Origin of the sequence: Desertivirga xinjiangensis, assembly GCF_024436435.1 — a bacterium.
GTDB classification, from domain to species: Bacteria; Bacteroidota; Bacteroidia; order Sphingobacteriales; family Sphingobacteriaceae; genus Desertivirga; species Desertivirga xinjiangensis.
Genome location: NZ_JAFMZP010000001.1, coordinates 348496 through 366450 on the forward strand (window position 1 = coordinate 348496; position 17955 = coordinate 366450).

Annotated in this window: 18 protein-coding genes; 9 read left to right on the plus strand and 9 right to left on the minus strand. The window is 42.6% G+C overall.

Features of this window, described 5'->3' with window-relative positions:
- Positions 1–117 precede the first annotated feature (117 nt).
- The 5 genes from msrA to J3P37_RS01545 all read right to left on the minus strand — a co-directional run bounded on the left by msrA (position 118) and on the right by J3P37_RS01545 (position 4245).
- Positions 118–666 carry a peptide-methionine (S)-S-oxide reductase MsrA gene (msrA, locus tag J3P37_RS01525; RefSeq protein ID WP_256009223.1) on the minus strand — a complete coding sequence of 183 codons (549 nt, stop codon included), beginning with the start codon at positions 664–666 and terminating at the stop codon, positions 118–120.
- 39 nt (positions 667–705) lie between these two features.
- On the minus strand, positions 706–1755 hold the full coding sequence (locus tag J3P37_RS01530; RefSeq protein ID WP_256009224.1) for a hypothetical protein: 1050 nt from the start codon (positions 1753–1755) through the stop codon (positions 706–708).
- A gap of 15 nt (positions 1756–1770) precedes the next feature.
- Positions 1771–2655, minus strand: coding sequence for a class I SAM-dependent methyltransferase (locus J3P37_RS01535; protein ID WP_256009225.1), 885 nt, complete (start codon positions 2653–2655; stop codon positions 1771–1773).
- 106 nt (positions 2656–2761) lie between these two features.
- Complete coding sequence (locus J3P37_RS01540; RefSeq protein ID WP_256009226.1) at positions 2762–3514, minus strand: ABC transporter ATP-binding protein; 753 nt, start codon at positions 3512–3514, stop codon at positions 2762–2764.
- Positions 3511–4245, minus strand: a complete 735-nt coding sequence (locus J3P37_RS01545; protein ID WP_256009227.1) for an MlaE family ABC transporter permease — start codon at positions 4243–4245, stop codon at positions 3511–3513. Before J3P37_RS01545 ends, J3P37_RS01540 begins: the two co-directional genes overlap by 4 nt.
- Positions 4246–4301: 56 nt before the next feature.
- On the opposite strand from J3P37_RS01545, the gene J3P37_RS01550 reads away from it, so the two are divergent.
- From J3P37_RS01550 to ispG, 4 genes are all read left to right on the plus strand, one after another.
- The gene (locus tag J3P37_RS01550; RefSeq protein ID WP_256009228.1) at positions 4302–5003 is read left to right on the plus strand and encodes an SDR family oxidoreductase; all 702 of its coding nucleotides are present in this window, start codon (positions 4302–4304) and stop codon (positions 5001–5003) included.
- An 11-nt stretch (positions 5004–5014) separates the two neighbouring features.
- Complete coding sequence (locus J3P37_RS01555) at positions 5015–5533, plus strand: PspC domain-containing protein (RefSeq protein ID WP_256009229.1); 519 nt, start codon at positions 5015–5017, stop codon at positions 5531–5533.
- A gap of 32 nt (positions 5534–5565) precedes the next feature.
- Complete coding sequence (locus tag J3P37_RS01560) at positions 5566–6498, plus strand: toast rack family protein (RefSeq protein ID WP_256009230.1); 933 nt, start codon at positions 5566–5568, stop codon at positions 6496–6498.
- Positions 6499–6583: 85 nt separating this feature from the next.
- Entirely contained in the window at positions 6584–8581 is a 1998-nt protein-coding gene (ispG, locus tag J3P37_RS01565; protein WP_256009231.1) for a (E)-4-hydroxy-3-methylbut-2-enyl-diphosphate synthase, read from the plus strand.
- 15 nt (positions 8582–8596) lie between these two features.
- Here ispG and J3P37_RS01570 read toward each other — a convergent pair whose 3' ends face one another.
- On the minus strand, positions 8597–9316 hold the full coding sequence (locus J3P37_RS01570; RefSeq protein WP_256009232.1) for a phytanoyl-CoA dioxygenase family protein: 720 nt from the start codon (positions 9314–9316) through the stop codon (positions 8597–8599).
- Between the two features lie 123 nt (positions 9317–9439).
- On the opposite strand from J3P37_RS01570, the gene J3P37_RS01575 reads away from it, so the two are divergent.
- Positions 9440–9664 carry a hypothetical protein gene (locus tag J3P37_RS01575; RefSeq protein WP_369414040.1) on the plus strand — a complete coding sequence of 75 codons (225 nt, stop codon included), beginning with the start codon at positions 9440–9442 and terminating at the stop codon, positions 9662–9664.
- 34 nt (positions 9665–9698) lie between these two features.
- Here J3P37_RS01575 and J3P37_RS01580 read toward each other — a convergent pair whose 3' ends face one another.
- On the minus strand, positions 9699–10157 hold the full coding sequence (locus tag J3P37_RS01580; protein WP_256009233.1) for a GNAT family N-acetyltransferase: 459 nt from the start codon (positions 10155–10157) through the stop codon (positions 9699–9701).
- Positions 10158–10517: 360 nt separating this feature from the next.
- Positions 10518–11294, minus strand: coding sequence for an exodeoxyribonuclease III (gene xth / locus J3P37_RS01585; protein ID WP_256009234.1), 777 nt, complete (start codon positions 11292–11294; stop codon positions 10518–10520).
- A gap of 119 nt (positions 11295–11413) precedes the next feature.
- On the opposite strand from xth, the gene J3P37_RS01590 reads away from it, so the two are divergent.
- From J3P37_RS01590 to J3P37_RS01605, 4 genes are all read left to right on the plus strand, one after another.
- Positions 11414–11995 carry a superoxide dismutase family protein gene (locus J3P37_RS01590; RefSeq protein ID WP_256009235.1) on the plus strand — a complete coding sequence of 194 codons (582 nt, stop codon included), beginning with the start codon at positions 11414–11416 and terminating at the stop codon, positions 11993–11995.
- A gap of 185 nt (positions 11996–12180) precedes the next feature.
- Positions 12181–13416 carry a hypothetical protein gene (locus J3P37_RS01595; protein WP_256009236.1) on the plus strand — a complete coding sequence of 412 codons (1236 nt, stop codon included), beginning with the start codon at positions 12181–12183 and terminating at the stop codon, positions 13414–13416.
- A 34-nt stretch (positions 13417–13450) separates the two neighbouring features.
- The gene (locus J3P37_RS01600) at positions 13451–14518 is read left to right on the plus strand and encodes a sensor histidine kinase (protein WP_256009237.1); all 1068 of its coding nucleotides are present in this window, start codon (positions 13451–13453) and stop codon (positions 14516–14518) included.
- Between the two features lie 26 nt (positions 14519–14544).
- Positions 14545–15333: a LytR/AlgR family response regulator transcription factor gene (locus tag J3P37_RS01605; protein WP_256009238.1), complete on the plus strand. Its 789-nt coding sequence runs from the start codon at positions 14545–14547 to the stop codon at positions 15331–15333.
- Between the two features lie 3 nt (positions 15334–15336).
- Here the strand turns inward: J3P37_RS01605 and J3P37_RS01610 are convergent, their stop codons facing one another.
- Complete coding sequence (locus J3P37_RS01610; RefSeq protein ID WP_256009239.1) at positions 15337–17952, minus strand: outer membrane beta-barrel family protein; 2616 nt, start codon at positions 17950–17952, stop codon at positions 15337–15339.
- Positions 17953–17955: the final 3 nt, after the last annotated feature.

Genomic DNA, 17955 nt, shown 5'->3' on the forward strand with positions numbered 1-17955 from the left:
GGGGTGTCCAAAAGTTGGAGGTCGTCATGCCGAGTTCATTTCGGCATCTCTTGAATAATGTATGAAGCATTTTCTTAGGCAAGAGATCCTGAAACAAGTTCAGGATGACGAAAAAAATTAACCTTTTTGGACACCCTCAATCTTATCCTGGAAGTCTTTTGTGAATTTTGCCAGCTTAGGCTGTATAACAAAAGCACAATAGGGCTTATCGCTGTTGTATTTAAAATAATTCTGGTGATAGTCTTCAGCCTGGTAAAACTCAGATATAGGAGTTATCTCCGTAACAATAGGTTTATCAAATACCAGTTCCCTGGTAAGTTGATCTATCATTTCATTAGCTTTCTGCTTCTGTTCCTGCGAGTGGTAAAAGATCACCGATCGGTATTGGGTGCCAATATCATTTCCCTGCCTGTTTAGTGTGGTAGGGTTATGCGTTTTGAAGAAAACAAGCAAAAGTTCTTCGAAAGAAATGATCCCGGGATCGAAATCAAGCTGGATCACTTCTGCATGACCTGTATTGCCGCCACATACATCCTCGTAACTGGGATTAACTGTATGTCCACCCATATAGCCTGAACGGACGCCAGATACTCCCTTCAGAGATTGAAATACTGCCTCTGTGCACCAAAAGCAGCCTGCGCCAAATGTTGCTGTTTCTATTGCCATACTATTTATAACTTTAATTAGCCACTGCGGTTTTAATTACTACTGATATTGAATATATATCGGCTGCGGTTTCAATTTAAGGAGCTCTTCGGGAGTCATTAAACGGTGCGGTGCCTTTTTCAAGTCATTCTTGTAGAATATTTTAAAGCCGGTAAACTGCACAGGTTCCTTGTGAATGAAGTGGCGATAGGTGCCTTTTTTAAGTTCAGGCTCTCCCCATCCATCCATATGGACTACAAACTGAACTTCGGGACGTAATTTAATATTCTGATAGTTGGTCACCATTTTCTGAGTAAAGCGGTGCAGTACAAATACCTTGGGAGGAAGATTATTTTCTCGGACCAGTTTCGCCAAAAACTCTGTGCAATAATTGATTTCGGAAGCATCATAGGTGCCTATTTTTTTACCTGGTATTACTCCTCCCTTCATAGAGAACTCGGGGTCAATACCTAAATGCACATGTGGTAACTTAAGATATTTTTCGATCCGGGGTAGCTCTTTCTGGATAGTGCTTAATCCAACCTGAAGATCCAAAAATACAATAGCATTCTCCATCTTAGCAATCGCCAGGGCAGAATCTATCTGCTTTTCGGGCATACGGTTTACATAGGCCCCGTCTTTACCCGGCGTACCGCTTGCTACGGTTGCAATATAATGGATACCTTTTTGTACCGGAGTTTTAGGGTCTGCTTTTTCCCATCTTTTAGCTTCAGCATTTAGTTTGCGCCACATTTCTTTTGGAGCATATTCACCTAACGCGCCCATTTTCTTGGAATGCATATTTCCATAATAAACCACTATCCGTTTAGAGGGAAGAATAGCTCCGGCGAGAGGATACGGCTGGTTTTTTACTGGCCATTTGCCGGTTGTGTCCCCGTTTGTCAGTTCCTGAAGCTTCTTATTGTATGCGGCTGTGTCAATAGCCGTCACAGCGCTGGTTTCCGGTGCTGTAGCAGTACTGTCAGCTTTAGCAGTGCTATCTTTTAAGGAAGTTGTATTTCCGGAGGTGGTAGTACTTTCGCTGCATGCAATAGTTGCAATGCTGATCGCAAGTCCAAATGTTAACAGATGTTTGTTTATACTCGTCATAGATTTTTGCTATTCTTATTTGATTTTACGTACTTTTCCAAAAACACCGAGGGGCAGTTTGTTGCCTGCAGTGGCTTGTAAATATAGCTCACCGATTTCAAGATTCTGAGGGTCTTGGATGCTTGCTCTCAATAGATTTTCCACAATTACAGATGAAAACCCGAGAGAGTAAGTATTAAGGATCAGGAAATGCTCCTCTTCATCCAGAAGCTGGGTAACATCTTTCATCATTTCTAATATATTATCCTCGAGCTTCCATTTTTCGCCGTTAGGACCATGACCATAAGCCGGAGGGTCCAGAATAATTCCATTGTATTTCTTGCCTCGCTTTAATTCTCTTTTTACAAATTTTAAGGCATCTTCTATTACCCAGCGTATGTCTTTTAATCCTGAAATCTCCTGGTTCTCATTAGCCCAGGTTACCACCTGTTTGATGGAATCCACATGTGTGGTGTCTGCTCCGGCTGCCCGTGCAACAACAGAGGCACCACCGGTGTAAGCGAAAAGGTTCAGTACTTTTGGATTCGGGGTCTTGAATTTTTTTATCGATTCTGAAATATAATCCCAGTTGACTGCCTGTTCCGGGAAAACTCCAACATGTTTAAAAGAAGTTAATGCCAAACGAAGTTTTATCGACACCTCATTGTTTTCATAAGAAATATGCCATCTGTCGGGAGCGTTGGGGTTTTTTCTTACCCACTCGCCGGTGGTGGCCGAACGCCCTTTAAATTTGATATGGTGTTGTTTTTGCCACTCTGATTCTGGCAATTGCTTATCCCAGACAGCCTGGGGCTCAGGTCTGATCAGGATCAGGTTGCCAAAGCGCTCAAGCTTTTCGAAGTTGCCGCAATCAATCAGCTCGTAGTCATTCCAGTGTTGCGGGGTAAGAAGTTGGATCATTTAACGTTTTATATGGGCTCTGCTCAGGCTACTGATTAAATTGTAATATCACAAAAATAATCAAATTGTTGAAGTATACAGATACAGACAGATTTAATGAGCCGGATTATAACTTCTCTTTTGCTGCCTGCGTAAACTTACTGGCAAATACAAAATCATTTAATTCCTTGTTATCAGTCTTTGCAATTTCTTTATTTGAACCTTCCCACTCTTTGCGGCCGTCGAACAGAAATATAATATTGTCGCCAATACCCATCACCGAGTTCATGTCATGGGTAACCACTACGGTTGTTATCTTATATTCCTCGGTTATTTCATTGATCAGCTCGTCGATCACGATCGAAGTCTTAGGGTCAAGTCCAGAATTGGGCTCATCCACAAATAAATATTTCGGCTGCATAGAAATCGCCCTGGCAATGCCCACACGTTTTTTCATTCCGCCAGACAGCTCGGCCGGAAATAGTTTGTTTTTTCCTTCCAGATTAACTCTTTGCAAACAGAAATTTACACGTTCCAGCTTCTCTTTTCTTGACTGCGTGGTAAACATGTTTAGAGGAAACATAATGTTTTCTTCCACTGTCATGGAGTCAAAGAGCGCAGAACTTTGAAAGAGCATGCCTATTTCTTTACGGATATCGATCCTCTCCTCAAAGGTCATCTTAGTAAAATCGCGACCGTCGTATATCACAGAGCCTCCATCCGGTTCATGCAGGCCAACCATACACTTCAGCAGTGTAGTTTTTCCTGATCCCGAACCACCGATGATCAGGTTGTTCATTCCTTCTCTAAATTCTGATGAAATTCCTTTCAGAACGTAATTATCACCGAATGTTTTATGGATGTCTTTGATTTCTATCATAATAAAAGCTGTGCTACCATGTAGTCGGCAAATAAGATCATGATGCAACTGATAACAACACCTCTGGTACTTGAAACTCCCACTTCGAGTGCGCCCCCGGAAGTATAGAATCCCTGGTATGCTGAAACTGATGTTATTATAAACGCAAATATTATAGCCTTTACCATCGATACTGTAACTGTAAAGCCTCTAAATCCTTCAGTAAGCCCCATTATAAAATCATTGGCTGTTACGGCGCCCGACAAAGTGCCCGATAAGTAACCACCCAATATACTCAAGCCTATTGACAGGGTTACCAACATAGGTATTGTAATTACTGCTGCCACGATTTTCGGAAGAATAAGGTAGCCAGGAGAATTGATTCCCATGATCTCAAGGGCGTCAATTTGTTCGGTAACCCGCATGGTGCCAATTTGGGAAGCCACACTAGAGCCGACTTTTCCGGCGAGCACTATTGCCGAGATGGTTGGACTTAGTTCAAGGATGGTTGAATCTCTTACAATGCTGCCGATAATAGATTTCGGAATAAGGTCGCTGACCAGCTGATAGGCTGTCTGAACCGTGGTCACCATTCCAAGAAATACTGAAATGATAGAAATTATCCATACAGAGCCCACACCGATAGAAACCATCTCTCTGAAAATTTCTCTTCTGTAGATGTCCCACTTTTCGGGCCTTCTGAAAACAGCTTTCAAAAGCAGTATGTATTTTCCCAGAGGATAAAAGATCATATCTATTTTTGGCTAAAAATAACTTTTTTTAACATTACTTTAATTTACTTTTACGTATGAATGCTGTAATTACCGGAGCAACTAAAGGCATGGGCAAATCTATCGCCCTGAAGCTGGCCCAGGCAGGGTACAACCTGATCATTTGTTCAAGAAATCAGGCAGAAATTGACTTGTTGAGTCAGGAGCTTGTGATAAAACATCCTGCTGTCAGCGTTTCCGGCCTTCAAACCGATTGCTCAAATCCTTTAGAGGTTAACCAGTTTTGTAACTTTGTACAACAACACTTTCAGACTGTTGATGTTTTAATAAATAATGTGGGAACTTATATACCTGCCTCGATCCTGGATGAAGATGAGCATGTACTGGACCTGCAAATGCAAATTAATTTCCTGGCAGCCTATACCTTCTGTAAAACCTTTGGGAAGCAAATGCGGGATGCACAAAAGGGACATATCATTAATATTTGTTCCATAGCAGCCATCAACCCGGTGGTTGAAGCTGGATCCTATACTGTAACAAAAGCGGCATTACTGAGTCTAACCAAAGTACTAAGGCTTGAACTGATGAAACATAGCGTCAAAGTTACTGCAATTCTTCCGGGGTCAACACTTACAAGCTCCTGGGAAGGAACCTCAATACCTGCCGAACGGTTTATCGCGGCCGAGGACGTTGCAAGTTCTGTATTAGCCTGTTTATCAATGAGCGCGGGTGCTAATCCCGACCAATTGGTTATCACTCCCTTGAACGGAAATCTTTAGAGGAAAATAAAATGGAAAAGAGATTAGAACGCGATCAATCGAACAAAATGCTCGCCGGTGTGGCAGCAGGGCTTGCCGGCTATCTCAATATGGAGGTAACCTGGATACGGGTCTTGTTTCTAATCCTTGCTTTTTTCGGATTTACAGGAGTTTGGATATACCTGATCCTTTGGATTGCCGTTCCTGCAAAACCCGTCTGGCCTGTTTCTGAGGCAGAATATCGAATGCCCGAACAGAAAACCGGTGCTGAATATTATCCCCCTTTCCCTCAACCTGAAAGCAGGAGGGCGGGACGGTTAATTACCGGATCTATTCTGATGGTACTTGGGATCTGTCTGTTAGTAAATGAGTTTGTTGACCTGCCTGAATGGCTGTCTCTTTCCAAGTTATGGCCCCTGGCTTTTGTAGCGATAGGCTTGATCATCCTGTTAAAGCCGGGAAGGAAAAATGTGGAATTCAATAAATCTCAGGACAATCCTCCTGCTGAAAGGACTGAGCCTAAAGCTCCTGCCGAAGACTCCGATATTTAGTGTCACAATTCTCAAATCAAAATTTCAGAACCATGAAAACGGAACGAATTATATGGGGACTCATATTCTTGTTTATAGGCGGCGTTTTACTGCTGGACAACTTTGACGTCATAAACTTTCATTGGCATGTCATCTGGCGATTCTGGCCTGTCATCCTCATCATTGTTGGTGCAAACATGATCTTTTCGAGGGAAGACCGGGTATGGGCAGGCAGTGTATCTATAATAGTAACTTTTCTGGCGCTTGTTTTCATTGCTTACCAGGGGGTACAACCCCAGCATTCACGCGATGCATGGATCGGTCCTGACTATCACGACGATCAGGTTGGGGAGGGCAAATTCCGCGATAATGTGTTTGCCGAAACTATGAGCCCGGGTATCAGCAGAGCCGAGCTAAATATTAAAGGTGGCGCCACCCAGTACACGTTAGAGGATACCACAGCTGAACTTTTTCAGGCGGAGGTAAGAAGGCATATGGGCAATTATTCCCTGTTCAGGACATCAAGAGACAGTGTAGAAGTGCTGAACTTTAACATGACTGGCAAGAAGAAGTGGGAAAGTAACAAGATTCGAGGCAATAAAGCCGTATTAAAACTGAATACCCAGCCTTTATGGGATGTAAACCTGGAAGTAGGAGCAGGAAAACTCAATTTTGATCTCAGCGCCTTTAAAATCAGAAATGTCAGCTTTGAAGGTGGTGCAGCTTCGCTTAAACTCAAGCTTGGTGTTCCTGCAGCAACGAGTACAGTACGCTGTGAAACCGGTGTGTCTGAAATTGAGATTATGGTTCCTGAAGCTGCCGCCTGCCAGATCAGGCTCGAGTCGGGGCTTTCTTCAAACGATTTCGAAGGATTTACAAGGCAGACCGACGGAACTTATATCACCCCTAACTTTAATTTCGCATCAAAGAAGATCATCATAGATCTGGAGGGTGGATTGTCTAAGTTTGAAGTCCGCAGATATTAGGGTAATGTTATGAGTAATAAGTTGTATTTATAAGTACAGGGAGCTTAAAGTCTTTTTTTCTATTTTTGTATCAGATAAAAACAAAATGATCTCTGATACGACTTCTGTGCTGAAAGGTGACTACTGTAATTCTCTGACTCAATATTCCCGTTTTGTGACGAGGGAAGTTGCCATTGGTGATATTCCTATGGGCGGTAGCCACCCTATTCGTATTCAAAGTATGACCACTACGGATACTTTGAATACCATAGCTACAGTAGAACAAACTATCCGTATGGTGGAAGCAGGTTGCGAGTATGTGCGTATTACGGCTCCAAGCATTAAGGAAGCACAGAACCTGGCAGAAATTAAGAAAGAGCTGCGCCTTCGGGGGTATAATGTTCCTCTGGTTGCAGATATTCATTTTACTCCCAATGCAGCCGAAGTAGCAGCAAGGATAGTGGAGAAGGTACGTATCAACCCGGGGAATTATGCTGATAAAAAACGGTTTGACCAGTTAGATTATACACCGGCTGAATACCAGGCCGAGCTTGACAGGATATATTCGAAATTCGCTCCCCTGGTAAAGATCTGCAAAGAGTATGGTACAGCTATGCGGATAGGCACAAACCATGGTTCCCTGTCAGACCGTATCATGAGTTATTATGGTGATACTCCGCGGGGGATGGTTGAATCCGCTATGGAATTCATGCGCATGTGCGAAGCCCTGGATTATCATAATCTGGTGATCTCTATGAAATCGAGTAATCCGCAGGTAATGGTTCAGGCTTACCGCTTGCTGGTAGAAACGATGAAGAATGAGGGCATGAACTACCCTTTGCATCTGGGCGTTACCGAAGCGGGGGATGGAGAAGATGGCAGGATTAAATCGGCTGTAGGGATCGGGACCTTACTGGAAGATGGATTAGGTGATACTATCCGCGTTTCTTTGACAGAGGAACCGGAATATGAGGCTCCTGTAGCCAGGGCATTAGCAAAACGGTATGAAAAAAGAAGAAGTAGTGAAACGGGAGAAGATGTTAGATCATCTGAAAGGCTGCAGCTGCCGGATGGTTTTTCCCCTTACGAATACAAAAAAAGAGCGAGTGCAGAACTGAACACTTTTATCGGTGGCCACCAGGTACCACGGGTAATTGTTGATCTGTCGAATAAAAATTTAAAGGATCCCAAGATCCTTGCCGGTGCCGGATATAATTTTTCAGAATTACTGGATAAGTACCATATGGGCGATCAGTCGGTCGATTTTGTTTACCTGGCAGATCAGTTGCCTTCGTTTAATATGCCAGGCAATTTGAAGCAACTTTACGATTACAGCACCTGGAGAGAAATAGCCAATAGAAAAAACACTCATCCCCTGTATACTTTTACAGATTATATAAAAGCAGATCAGAAAGATGGGTTTTTAAATCTTGTGAAAATTTCAAACGCGGATCTGAAAACGGAGGACTTCCGTAAACTGGAAATTAACGATACCCTGGTTTTTGTACTTGAAACCGATCAGGAGCATGGTATGGCGGATCAGCGACAGTTCTTTTTCTCCTTGTCTGAAGCAGGCATACAGGTTCCTGTTATTATAAGAAGGTCTTACACCAAAGAGATGTTGGCTGCCGATGCCGAATCGGTAGTTTCTAATCTCCAGTTATATTCAGCCACCGATATGGGTGCCTTGCTGGTTGATGGTCTCGGCGATGGAATATGGCTTGATGCGCCCGATATGGATACAAAAAGCCTGGTGAGTACCTCTTTTGGGATTCTTCAGGCAACGCGTTCGCGGATATCTAAAACCGAATATATCTCCTGTCCAAGCTGCGGTCGTACCCTTTTTGATCTGCAGGAAACCACCCAGATGATCCGTAGCAGAACGAGTCATTTAAAGGGTTTAAAGATCGGGATCATGGGCTGTATTGTAAACGGTCCCGGAGAAATGGCAGATGCAGACTATGGTTATGTAGGAACAGGCCCCGGTAAAATAACGCTTTACAGGGGAAGAGAAGTGGTGAAAAAAAGTGTTAACACAGAGAATGCATTAGATGAGCTGATTGATATTATCAGGGAAGATGGCAACTGGATAGAGCCGGCGTAGTATAGCGTTTGAAGATTAAATACACCATTCCAAACCTTTAGCTAACATATCTTTTGGCGCAAATTCCAGCTGCAGAATTCGCCGCGGTCGCATAACCTGTGATAGTGGAGAGTAATGTAAAAGCAGTGGTTTAAACACCATGATTCCTCCCCTGTCAATTGTACAGCTTGTATAGCCGCTCGCTGCTTTATCAGTAGTAAGAGAATCGATCTCATCTTGCGATAACCTACCAATAGAATGAGATCCAGGGATGACCATCATAGCTCCATTCTGTTCATCACAATCGTCCAGGTGTATCCGGATCGTAGTGAGGTTTTCTAGTAAGAACAAAGGCGGCTCAACATGGTGGATTCCCGCTTCAATGCTCCAATTAGTGTAACCAGCAGATTCTACTTTGTTTTTTAATGAGATTTTCAGATCCTGATGCCATGGAATCATCCAGTTAAACGCTTTTGTTTTATCAAGTAAAATAGCTTTTACAGGCATCATGCCTGCAGTAGTAAAATTTGGAATAAGGTTAGTTAGTTTATTTAAGCTTGCTAATTCTGCCACATAGCCAGATGTTTTCAGCAAATTACCCGGGTCGTGTCCTGATGAGTAATCAAAAGCTTTAGCTGCATTAAGAGCTGTTTCAAGCGCAGCCATTTCCTGACTGTCAAACCAGTTTTCCTGCAATGAGAAGCCCTGTATTTTCAATTCTTCAACAGATTGAGCAGTACCATATACTGTTTCCATAGACAATATTACTTATTATCGGAAAATAAATTTAAGACATTCTATTGATGCTCTACCTCAAAAAAGATAGAAAGTATATTTGCCGGCGAAAATGGGAAAGACGAACCCACAACAGGGCTGCATATGTCGGACATCAGCCACTTGTTGGATATGATGAACCGTTTGGTAGATGCTGGTAATACCGTAATCGTAATTGAACATAACCTGGACATCATTAAGAACGCGGACTGGATCATTGATATGGGCCCGGAGGGTGGGAACAAAGGCGGCCGGGCAATGTTCGAAGGAACACCCAGGGAGCTTTTGGGAGCTGAAAATTCGCTTACGAGTCGGTATTTAAGAAGTTGATTAGCTTACTGATTACTGACTGCCCGGAAACTGCTCAGTGTCCTGGAGGAGTTCTGAGCATTTCTATATGATCAATCCCATCTTCGTCATAGATTTTACCGTGCGCAACGAAGCCAAAGTTTTCATAAAAAGCTTTGGCGTAGTATTGTGCGCTGATACGGATGGGGACACTGCCAAATATTTTACTACATTCTTCAATTGCTCTGTTCATAAGCAATCTTCCGGCGCCGCTGCCCCGCACAACTTTGCTGGTGGCGATCCGACCGAGAGATACTTCAGCGTACGATAAGCCAGCGGGAATCAGCCGGGCACAGGCTACAAGTTTGCCTTCGCTGTACATTAACAGATGCTGGCATTGCAGGTCTTTACCATCAGCATCCAGGTAGACGCAGTTTTGCTCCAAAATAAATACCTCTTGTCTAAACTTCAGCATCTCATAAAGTTCCACGTTGCTTAGATCCTGAAATGACTTCGAGACAAATGTAAAATCCATTGATTCTTCTATTTCAGCAAAAATACGTAAAGATGGATCAAGCGTAAAAGTTGGGGGATGTTGTTAAGAAATTTTTTTTGTATCCTATTTATTGGCACACTCGGCACGCGTGCCGCCAGCATACGCCAAGTTAGCACGGAATATCCCATAAAAAAAGGTCTTCAAACGGGGAGGATGAAGACCTTTTAACTAACCAATTATAAACCGATACAAATATAAGGCTCTTGTCAATAATTTAAAATAATTTAGAAAGATTTAAGAGTTTTGAATTTAATTGTAGTGTTAATTGTAAATAATTAAAATTAACATACTGATAAAAGCTCTATTTTATGATTGTTTTATAACCAACGTATCAGCAGGTCATATATCCCGCAGTTCTACCCATACCGGAGCATGGTCACTGGTTTTCTCCCATCCCCGAACATGCCGGTCTACCCCTGCATGTTGCAAGCGGTGACTAATGCTGGGGCTCAGTAAAAAGTGATCGATACGAAGTCCTGCATCCCGGCCATAAGCATTGCGAAAATAATCCCAGAAAGTATAGATCTTTTCGTCCGGATGTAATTTCCGGAGGGCGTCAGTCCATCCCTGATCAACAAGGGTTCGGAACGCCTCGCGCGTTTCAGGTCTGAATAAGGCATCATCAACCCAGCGTTCCGGTTTGTAAACATCCATTTCGGTCGGCATCACATTATAGTCGCCCGTTAACACGGTAGGGATACCTGAAGCCAGGAGCTCGGCGGCATGTGCTGTAAGACGCTCAAACCATCGCAATTTATAGTCGAACTTTGGTCCCGGTGCCGGATTTCCATTAGGAAGATAAAGGCATCCAATGAGGATCCCATTTACCATGGCCTCAATGTAACGGCTGTGTTCATCTTCAAGATCGCCAGGCAAAGCCCGTCTCACTTCTTTGATCTCTGCATTTCGTGAAAGGATAGCAACACCATTCCAGCTTTTTTGCCCATGCCATATGGCATGATACCCTGCCTCGAGTATCGCCTGTTCAGGGAATTTTTCCTGAGGTGCTTTTAACTCCTGCAGGCATACAATGTCGGGCGTGGTTTCTTCCAGCCAGCGGAGTAAAACGGGTAACCGGCCATTAACTCCATTAACGTTATAGGTAGCTATCTTCATCGTGTTAATTAATTGTTGTAATTTTGTTGATATAAGCTAAAAGTTCTGGTTTAATTTAAAACATTTACGACAGTATTTTGTGAATACAAAAAGTAATTTATCATTAAATTTTTTAAGAGATGAAATTTAAGAGTTTAAGATTAGTCCCGGCGCTTAGCCTTCTCGTTTTGTTAGCTTGTAACAATGCTGGTAAATCAGGAGGAGAGTCTGATACCGTGGCTACAGCTGCTGTGGATACCACAGCAACTACAGCGACTATAGCCCATGCAGACATCAGTGGCACCAAATCAGATACCTCCGGAAGAGGTACTGCTGACTTTACTGCTAAAGATGGCAAAGTTGAAATGAAACTGGTACTCAATTTTCCGGCAAAGGCTAACCAAACAGTGGCCGTGCATTTTCACGAACATGGCGATTGCAGTGACGACGGCGAAGGAGCACACGGACATTGGAATCCGACGAATGAGAAACACGGAAAATGGGGGGAAGGCGAATACCATTCAGGAGATATTGGAAATATACAACTTGATCAGAACGGACGCGGTGAAGTTACCCTTGAATCTGACCGCTGGAGTATAGGTGGTGATGAGAAAACCAATATCCTTGACAGGGCAATAATTGTTCACTCCGGAGTTGACGATTATAAAACTCAACCTTCAGGAAACTCAGGAAGCCGTATTGGCTGTGGCGTAATAAAATAATATCAATCAAAAGAAAGAATTTATAGCAGGAGCCTCCCAGGCTGTACCTGCTATAAATTTATCCGGACAATTGAACAACCTAATATCCTGATTCAAAATATTTTTATCCTGATTCAGTTTATCTTACTTGCGCAGTATAGTGGTAATCTATAATTTGTAGCTGGTTTTATATTTGAATCGAGCCTATGTGTGTTTTTCTGCGGGTATTAATTCTCTTCATTTTTTTTAGCATCACAGCCATACCCGTTTCGGCTCAATACGAAGGAATAATTTACGGTAAGATTGTGCTGAAAGATAAAACCACTTTAACCGGCCCGATAAAGTGGAGTGGCGGGCAGATGTTATGGAGTGATATCTTGCTTGTTTCAAAGCAAAATAGTTATATACTTAATTATTTAAATAAGAGGCAGCTCAGCGAGCTCAATGATAAAAATGCCGGTGAAGGTCTCGACTGGCAATTTATGAACTTATGGAAAGATAAATTACCCGAACGACAGCATGAGCTCTTGTGCAGATTTGGTGATATATCTTTTATTCATATTACTGGCGCAGCCCAGGCGCAGATCTTCCTGAAAAGTGGGTCAAAAATACGGGTCGCAACCAATGAAGCTGAAAACAGGCACTTAGGGAAAGATCTTCTGATATACGATGGAAAATTAAGAAAACTGAAATGGGCTAACATCAGTAAGGTGATCTTCCAGGCGAGTCCTCCTAACTTTAAACCTTTTGATGGCAAATTGCTCTATGGAACCGTTTCTACTTCTGCAGGCGAACTCACAGGATTTATACAATGGGACAAAATCAAGTTCCTTACCAGTCAGAAGCTCCAGGGCAAACTAAATAATAGCCAGGAGAATTCTAAATATGAATTTGAAAGTATTGAGGCTATCGAAAAAAGAGATATAGGTGCTTTGGTAAAGTTTCGGTCAGACCAAAAGGTGTTTTTGAAGAACAATCGTGATGTAAATCGCTCAAACCGGGGAATTGTGGTGATGCACCCGCACTGGGGGAGGGCAATAGTGGAATGGGACGCATTTCGCTCCCTGCGCTTTAAGGAAGTTCCGGAAAATTTAGGTTATGATGAGTATCCTAAGCCTAGACGAATCTATGCAACGGTTCGTACAACCGAGGGGAAAATATATAAGGGTAACTGTACGTTTGATCTGGACGAAGACTGGGATATGGAGTTACTTGAAGGGAGCAGCAGCAATGTTCATTTTCAGGTTCCCTTTAGTCAGGTGAGCAAAATAAGTCCGCTTGGCGCTGATGAGTCGAAAGTAGTGCTGAAGAATAATAAAGTTCTGATTTTGGGCAGGCACAATGACATCACGGATAAAAACTGGGGGCTTATCGTATGGCTTGCAGATTCAAAATACCAGTATCTCCCATGGAATAAGGTAGATGAAATTGTTTTCAGATAACCAGATAATATAGTTAAGACGATGTATAGTTAAGATGATATATAGTTCGGATGAGAGCAAAATAAAAAGAAAGAACTACAGCAGGCCCCTTGTTGCTCTGTTGAGTTTCCTTATCCTGGTGACGCTGGCTTTTAGTTACAGGGCATACCAGGCTAATGTGGAGCTTTTTTATGTTGTCGCTTTAATCTGGATCATATCTGTGATCGTACTTTTATGGTTTGGCAATAAGTTTATTCTGCAGGTTTTAGACGCCAGGGTGCCATGGGCTCAAAACACCAATAAGAGGTTTTTTTTGCAGTTTTTTTTAAGTGCGGTCTATTCCCTCCTTTGCATTAACAGCACCTACTATTTCTTTAAGTTCCAAATCACGCAAACACCGCCTGATCTGTCCCAGGTATTTGTGCTGAATATTTACGGACTGCTGTTTATTATCCCTGTGCTGTCTATAAGCTTTGGTATTTACTTTATGAACCAGTGGAAAATGGCGCATCAGCAATCTGATAAATTGAAACAGGAAAATCTTCGCACCCAGCTGGAGTCAATAAAGATGCAGCTCGACCCGCATTTCCTGTTCAATAATCTGAATGTTTTGTCTGCTTTGATTGAACGTGAGCCCAAGACCGCCCAGGATTTTCTGGACCGGTTTGCCGATGTATATCGCTACGTTCTACAATATAAAAATGAAGAGTTAATCCCTCTCAATGTGGAGGCTGAGTTTATACAGGCTTATATTTATTTGTTAAGTCAGCGTTTTGGTGAGCAGTTACAGGTTAGTATTTCTATACCTCCTGATCTGCGCGATACCATATGTATTCCGCCTTTGTCTTTGCAGCTCCTGATAGAAAATGCTATCAAACACAATAAAATTTCTGAAGTAAATCCACTCTGTATTGATATCTATATCGAAGAGGAAACTAAGGGCATCGGAAGTCTTATCGTACGAAACACCTTTCAGCCTAAGCCCCAACAAGAGTCGTCATTGAAACAAACCGGTCTGGAGAACATCAGAAAACGCTACCGCTATCTTTCCGATTCGGAAGTAATCATCACCAATGATGAGACTTATTTTACTGTACGTTTGCCTTTGTTGGAGCTATTTTAATAAATTACCAGTTTTAAACTATCCTGATGCGAGTTTTAATCATTGAAGACGAACCTCTGGCAGCTGAAAAGCTTATCAAGCTTTTATTTGAATACGATCAAAATATCAGCATATTGGAAACGATCCCTTCAGTAGATACGGCTGTTTCCTGGCTTAAGAATAATGATCTTCCTGATCTAATCCTGCTGGACATTCATCTTGCCGACGGCTTGTGTTTTGACATCTTCAAGCAAGTGCAGGTAAAATGCCCTGTAATCTTTTGCACGGCATATGATCAGTATGCACTCAGGGCTTTTCAGCTGCATAGTATTGATTACCTGCTAAAGCCGGTACAGTATGCAAAACTGGAACAGAGTTTACAAAAGATGAAAGACATGCTCCCCACGGGAACTTCAGCAACTTTAGAAAATCCTGGGGTATCCGAAAATCAGATCAATGAAATTGTAGATATGATTAAATCCCGGGAGCCGGTTTCGTATAAGTCGAGGTTTATGGTGAGATCCGGAGCAAGGATCAGAGCTGTAAAAACTGAAGATATCGCCTACTTCCATTCTCATGATAAATTAAACCTGCTGGTAACAAAAGACGGACACAGCTATCCCGTAGATTATTCGCTCGACGAACTGATCCAGATGCTGAATCCCCAGATCTTTTTCCATGTTAACCGTAAGCTGATCATACATATCGACTCCGCAAAAGAGATACATCCATATTTTAAAGGCCGGTTAAAGCTTGTGCTGGAACCTATACTGGATGAAGAGGTCATTATCAGTAGCCAAAAGACCCCTCTGTTTAAAACATGGCTGGATCAATAATCATTAGATTCCAAACTTCTGCATGCGGAAGTTAAAAGATAGCAGGAAGTACCGTGCCAGGCGATTGTTCTGACGGTCAATAATTTCATTGTCGAATACATCACGTGAAATCCCCGTGTTTTGATTAAACAAGTCGAAAGCCTGTAGACGGATCGTCCCTTTATTTCCTTTAAGGAAGCGGTGCTCAAGATATAAACTTAGTAAGGTTGGATTAGCATTATCTGAATTATACCCTTTGTTGATAGTTTGCGACAGGTCGTAACCTAGTGTGAGGTCCTTAAAAAAGTAATTCCTTCCGGACAATCCTATAAAGTAACGGTTCAGCTTGCGGTCAGAAAACGAAGCAGAAGAATAACTGGTATTGGTATGTGCGTAAGACGTGTTCAGTTCAGTATCTATAATATCTTCAAGGTCGAACCGGAATTTAAGCCCCTGACTTATTACCATGTTTTTACCCACGTTACGCTCATTGTTGGTATAGGCAATGTTATTGCTGTAATCTGCTGAGCCAGAATAGCTCAGTGTAAGCTTTCGTTCCGCAAATGGTTTAGAGAAGGTATAGGAGGCTTTAGCATTATAAAAGCCATTAGCATTGATGTAGCTGGTCTGCTGCCTCAAACTTTCAGGAAGGATCACCCTGCTGCTCACTATTTTGTTCTGGGTTTGGCTGAGCACTAAATTAGTGAACATCGTATATCCGGTTCCCCAGTCGGATTGCCGGTATTCCACTCCGAAGTTATGGATGAACTCAGGTTTGAGATCAGGATTTCCCGTGATAGTATTTTGCAGGTTTGAATTATCAGTAATGGGCTGCAGTTGAGAAAATCCCGGCTGATTATTACGGCCATAATACCGTGCAACAATGGAATGCTTTTTTGAAAACTTATAAGCAAGGCGCGCCGCGGGAACCCAATTAAAAGTATGTTTAGACGTGCTGATGCTGCGGCTGATATCTTCGCCCCTAAGTAAGGCGGGCTCTGCTGACAGCCCTACAATATAATTGAGATTGTTTTTAGTAACCCGGTAGGTCAGGCCAATGCGATTAGTGGTAAAGTCATAGTTGTAATTATTGCTAAGCTGTAAATTCCTGGTTTGTGAGCCATCAACGGGATTAATGTCGTCAGTACTCCGTGCACTTTCTGTGTGAGAGCGGTTCCAGTCGTAGTTTAGTTCAAGAAAGGAAAATTTCGAAAGCGGTTCAGTATACGAAAGCCGAAGCCTCGTTTTCTTATTGATATTATCTATCTCGCTCAGCTGATACTGCGCTTCGTAAGTGCTGTTGTTCAGGGAATCTGTCAGAACATACTCATTGTTAACATCCCGGTCCTGGTCTCCCCTGGAGTAACCAAGGTCAGCATTCAGGCTAAAGTTTCGTCCCTCACGACCGAATTTATGATTGTAGAAAATTTCTGTGCCCAGATCAGACGAAAGCGATTTATTAAAAGAGCTGTTTTGCCTGCTTGATGAAGACGATAACAGGCGGGTAAGAGTTAAGCCGCTGTTGCTCGATTTTGAAGGGTTATAGGAGATGTCCGGCTCAACTTTGATGTAATTGTTTTTATCTATCTGGTATTCAAAGTTCCAGGAGAGCCTGTGCGTACTTTCGATTTTGTTAATGGCATTGTTTTCATCATCAAAACGGGTATAGTCCTGGAAAATATTCTGGCTGTAAACCGTCTCGAAGGTATTGTTGTTGCTGTTATTGAACCGGTAGCTTCCGTAAGATTCCAGTTTGTCACCCCATTTATCCCGGTAGTTAAATTTCAGAGATTTCGAGTCGGTGGTACCTGCGGATGAACCTCTTGTATTGTCCATTACTCCGTCGAAGGCTAGTTGTTGATCGCCGCTAAATTTGTTGGCACGAAACCTTCCCGCATAACGGTCTTCTGTCCCCATTCCAGCTTCTGCCTTGCTGAAATAGCCATTTTTCTTGTCGGGTTTGGTGTTAATGTTTAAGATCTTCTGGGGTTCGCCGCTTTTAATTCCGCTGAGGTTTGCCTGAACGCCGTAGTCGTCAATTACCTGGAGGTTCTGTACAATATCAGCCGGCAGGTTTTGTATGGCCGCTTGAGCATCATCGCCAAAGAAGTCTTTCCCATTAAGCCTTACTTTGGTGATCGCCTGTCCCTGGGTGGTGATACTTCCATCTTTGCTGACCTCCATACCTGGCAACTTTTTCACCATCTCTTCCACGGCGTCGCCTTCGCGGACCTTGTATGCCCGCGCGTCAAATTCAACGGTATCTTCTTTAACCCGTACCGGAATAAGTGCATTGATCACCACTTCGTTCAATTGATTGAAATTGTCTTTCAGGATGATTGCAGGCAATTTAATTACTGGGTTTATAGGATCAACCGAATATGATTTAATGAAAGGTTTGAACCCGATGGAAGTAACGGTAAGTTTAAATTGATGAGATCTTACTGATGAAAAGCTAAAGCTTCCTTTCATGTCGGTAATAGCCGACAGGCTATCAGAAGCTGAAGTCAGCTTCACTGAGGTTCCTGGCAGGATACCAAGAGAATCGCGAACAGTTCCTTGTATGATCCTTTTATCTTGGGCATATAGTGCCAGGCAGGATAAAAGAACATAAGAAAGGGAAAGGAGTAGTCTTTTCATCAG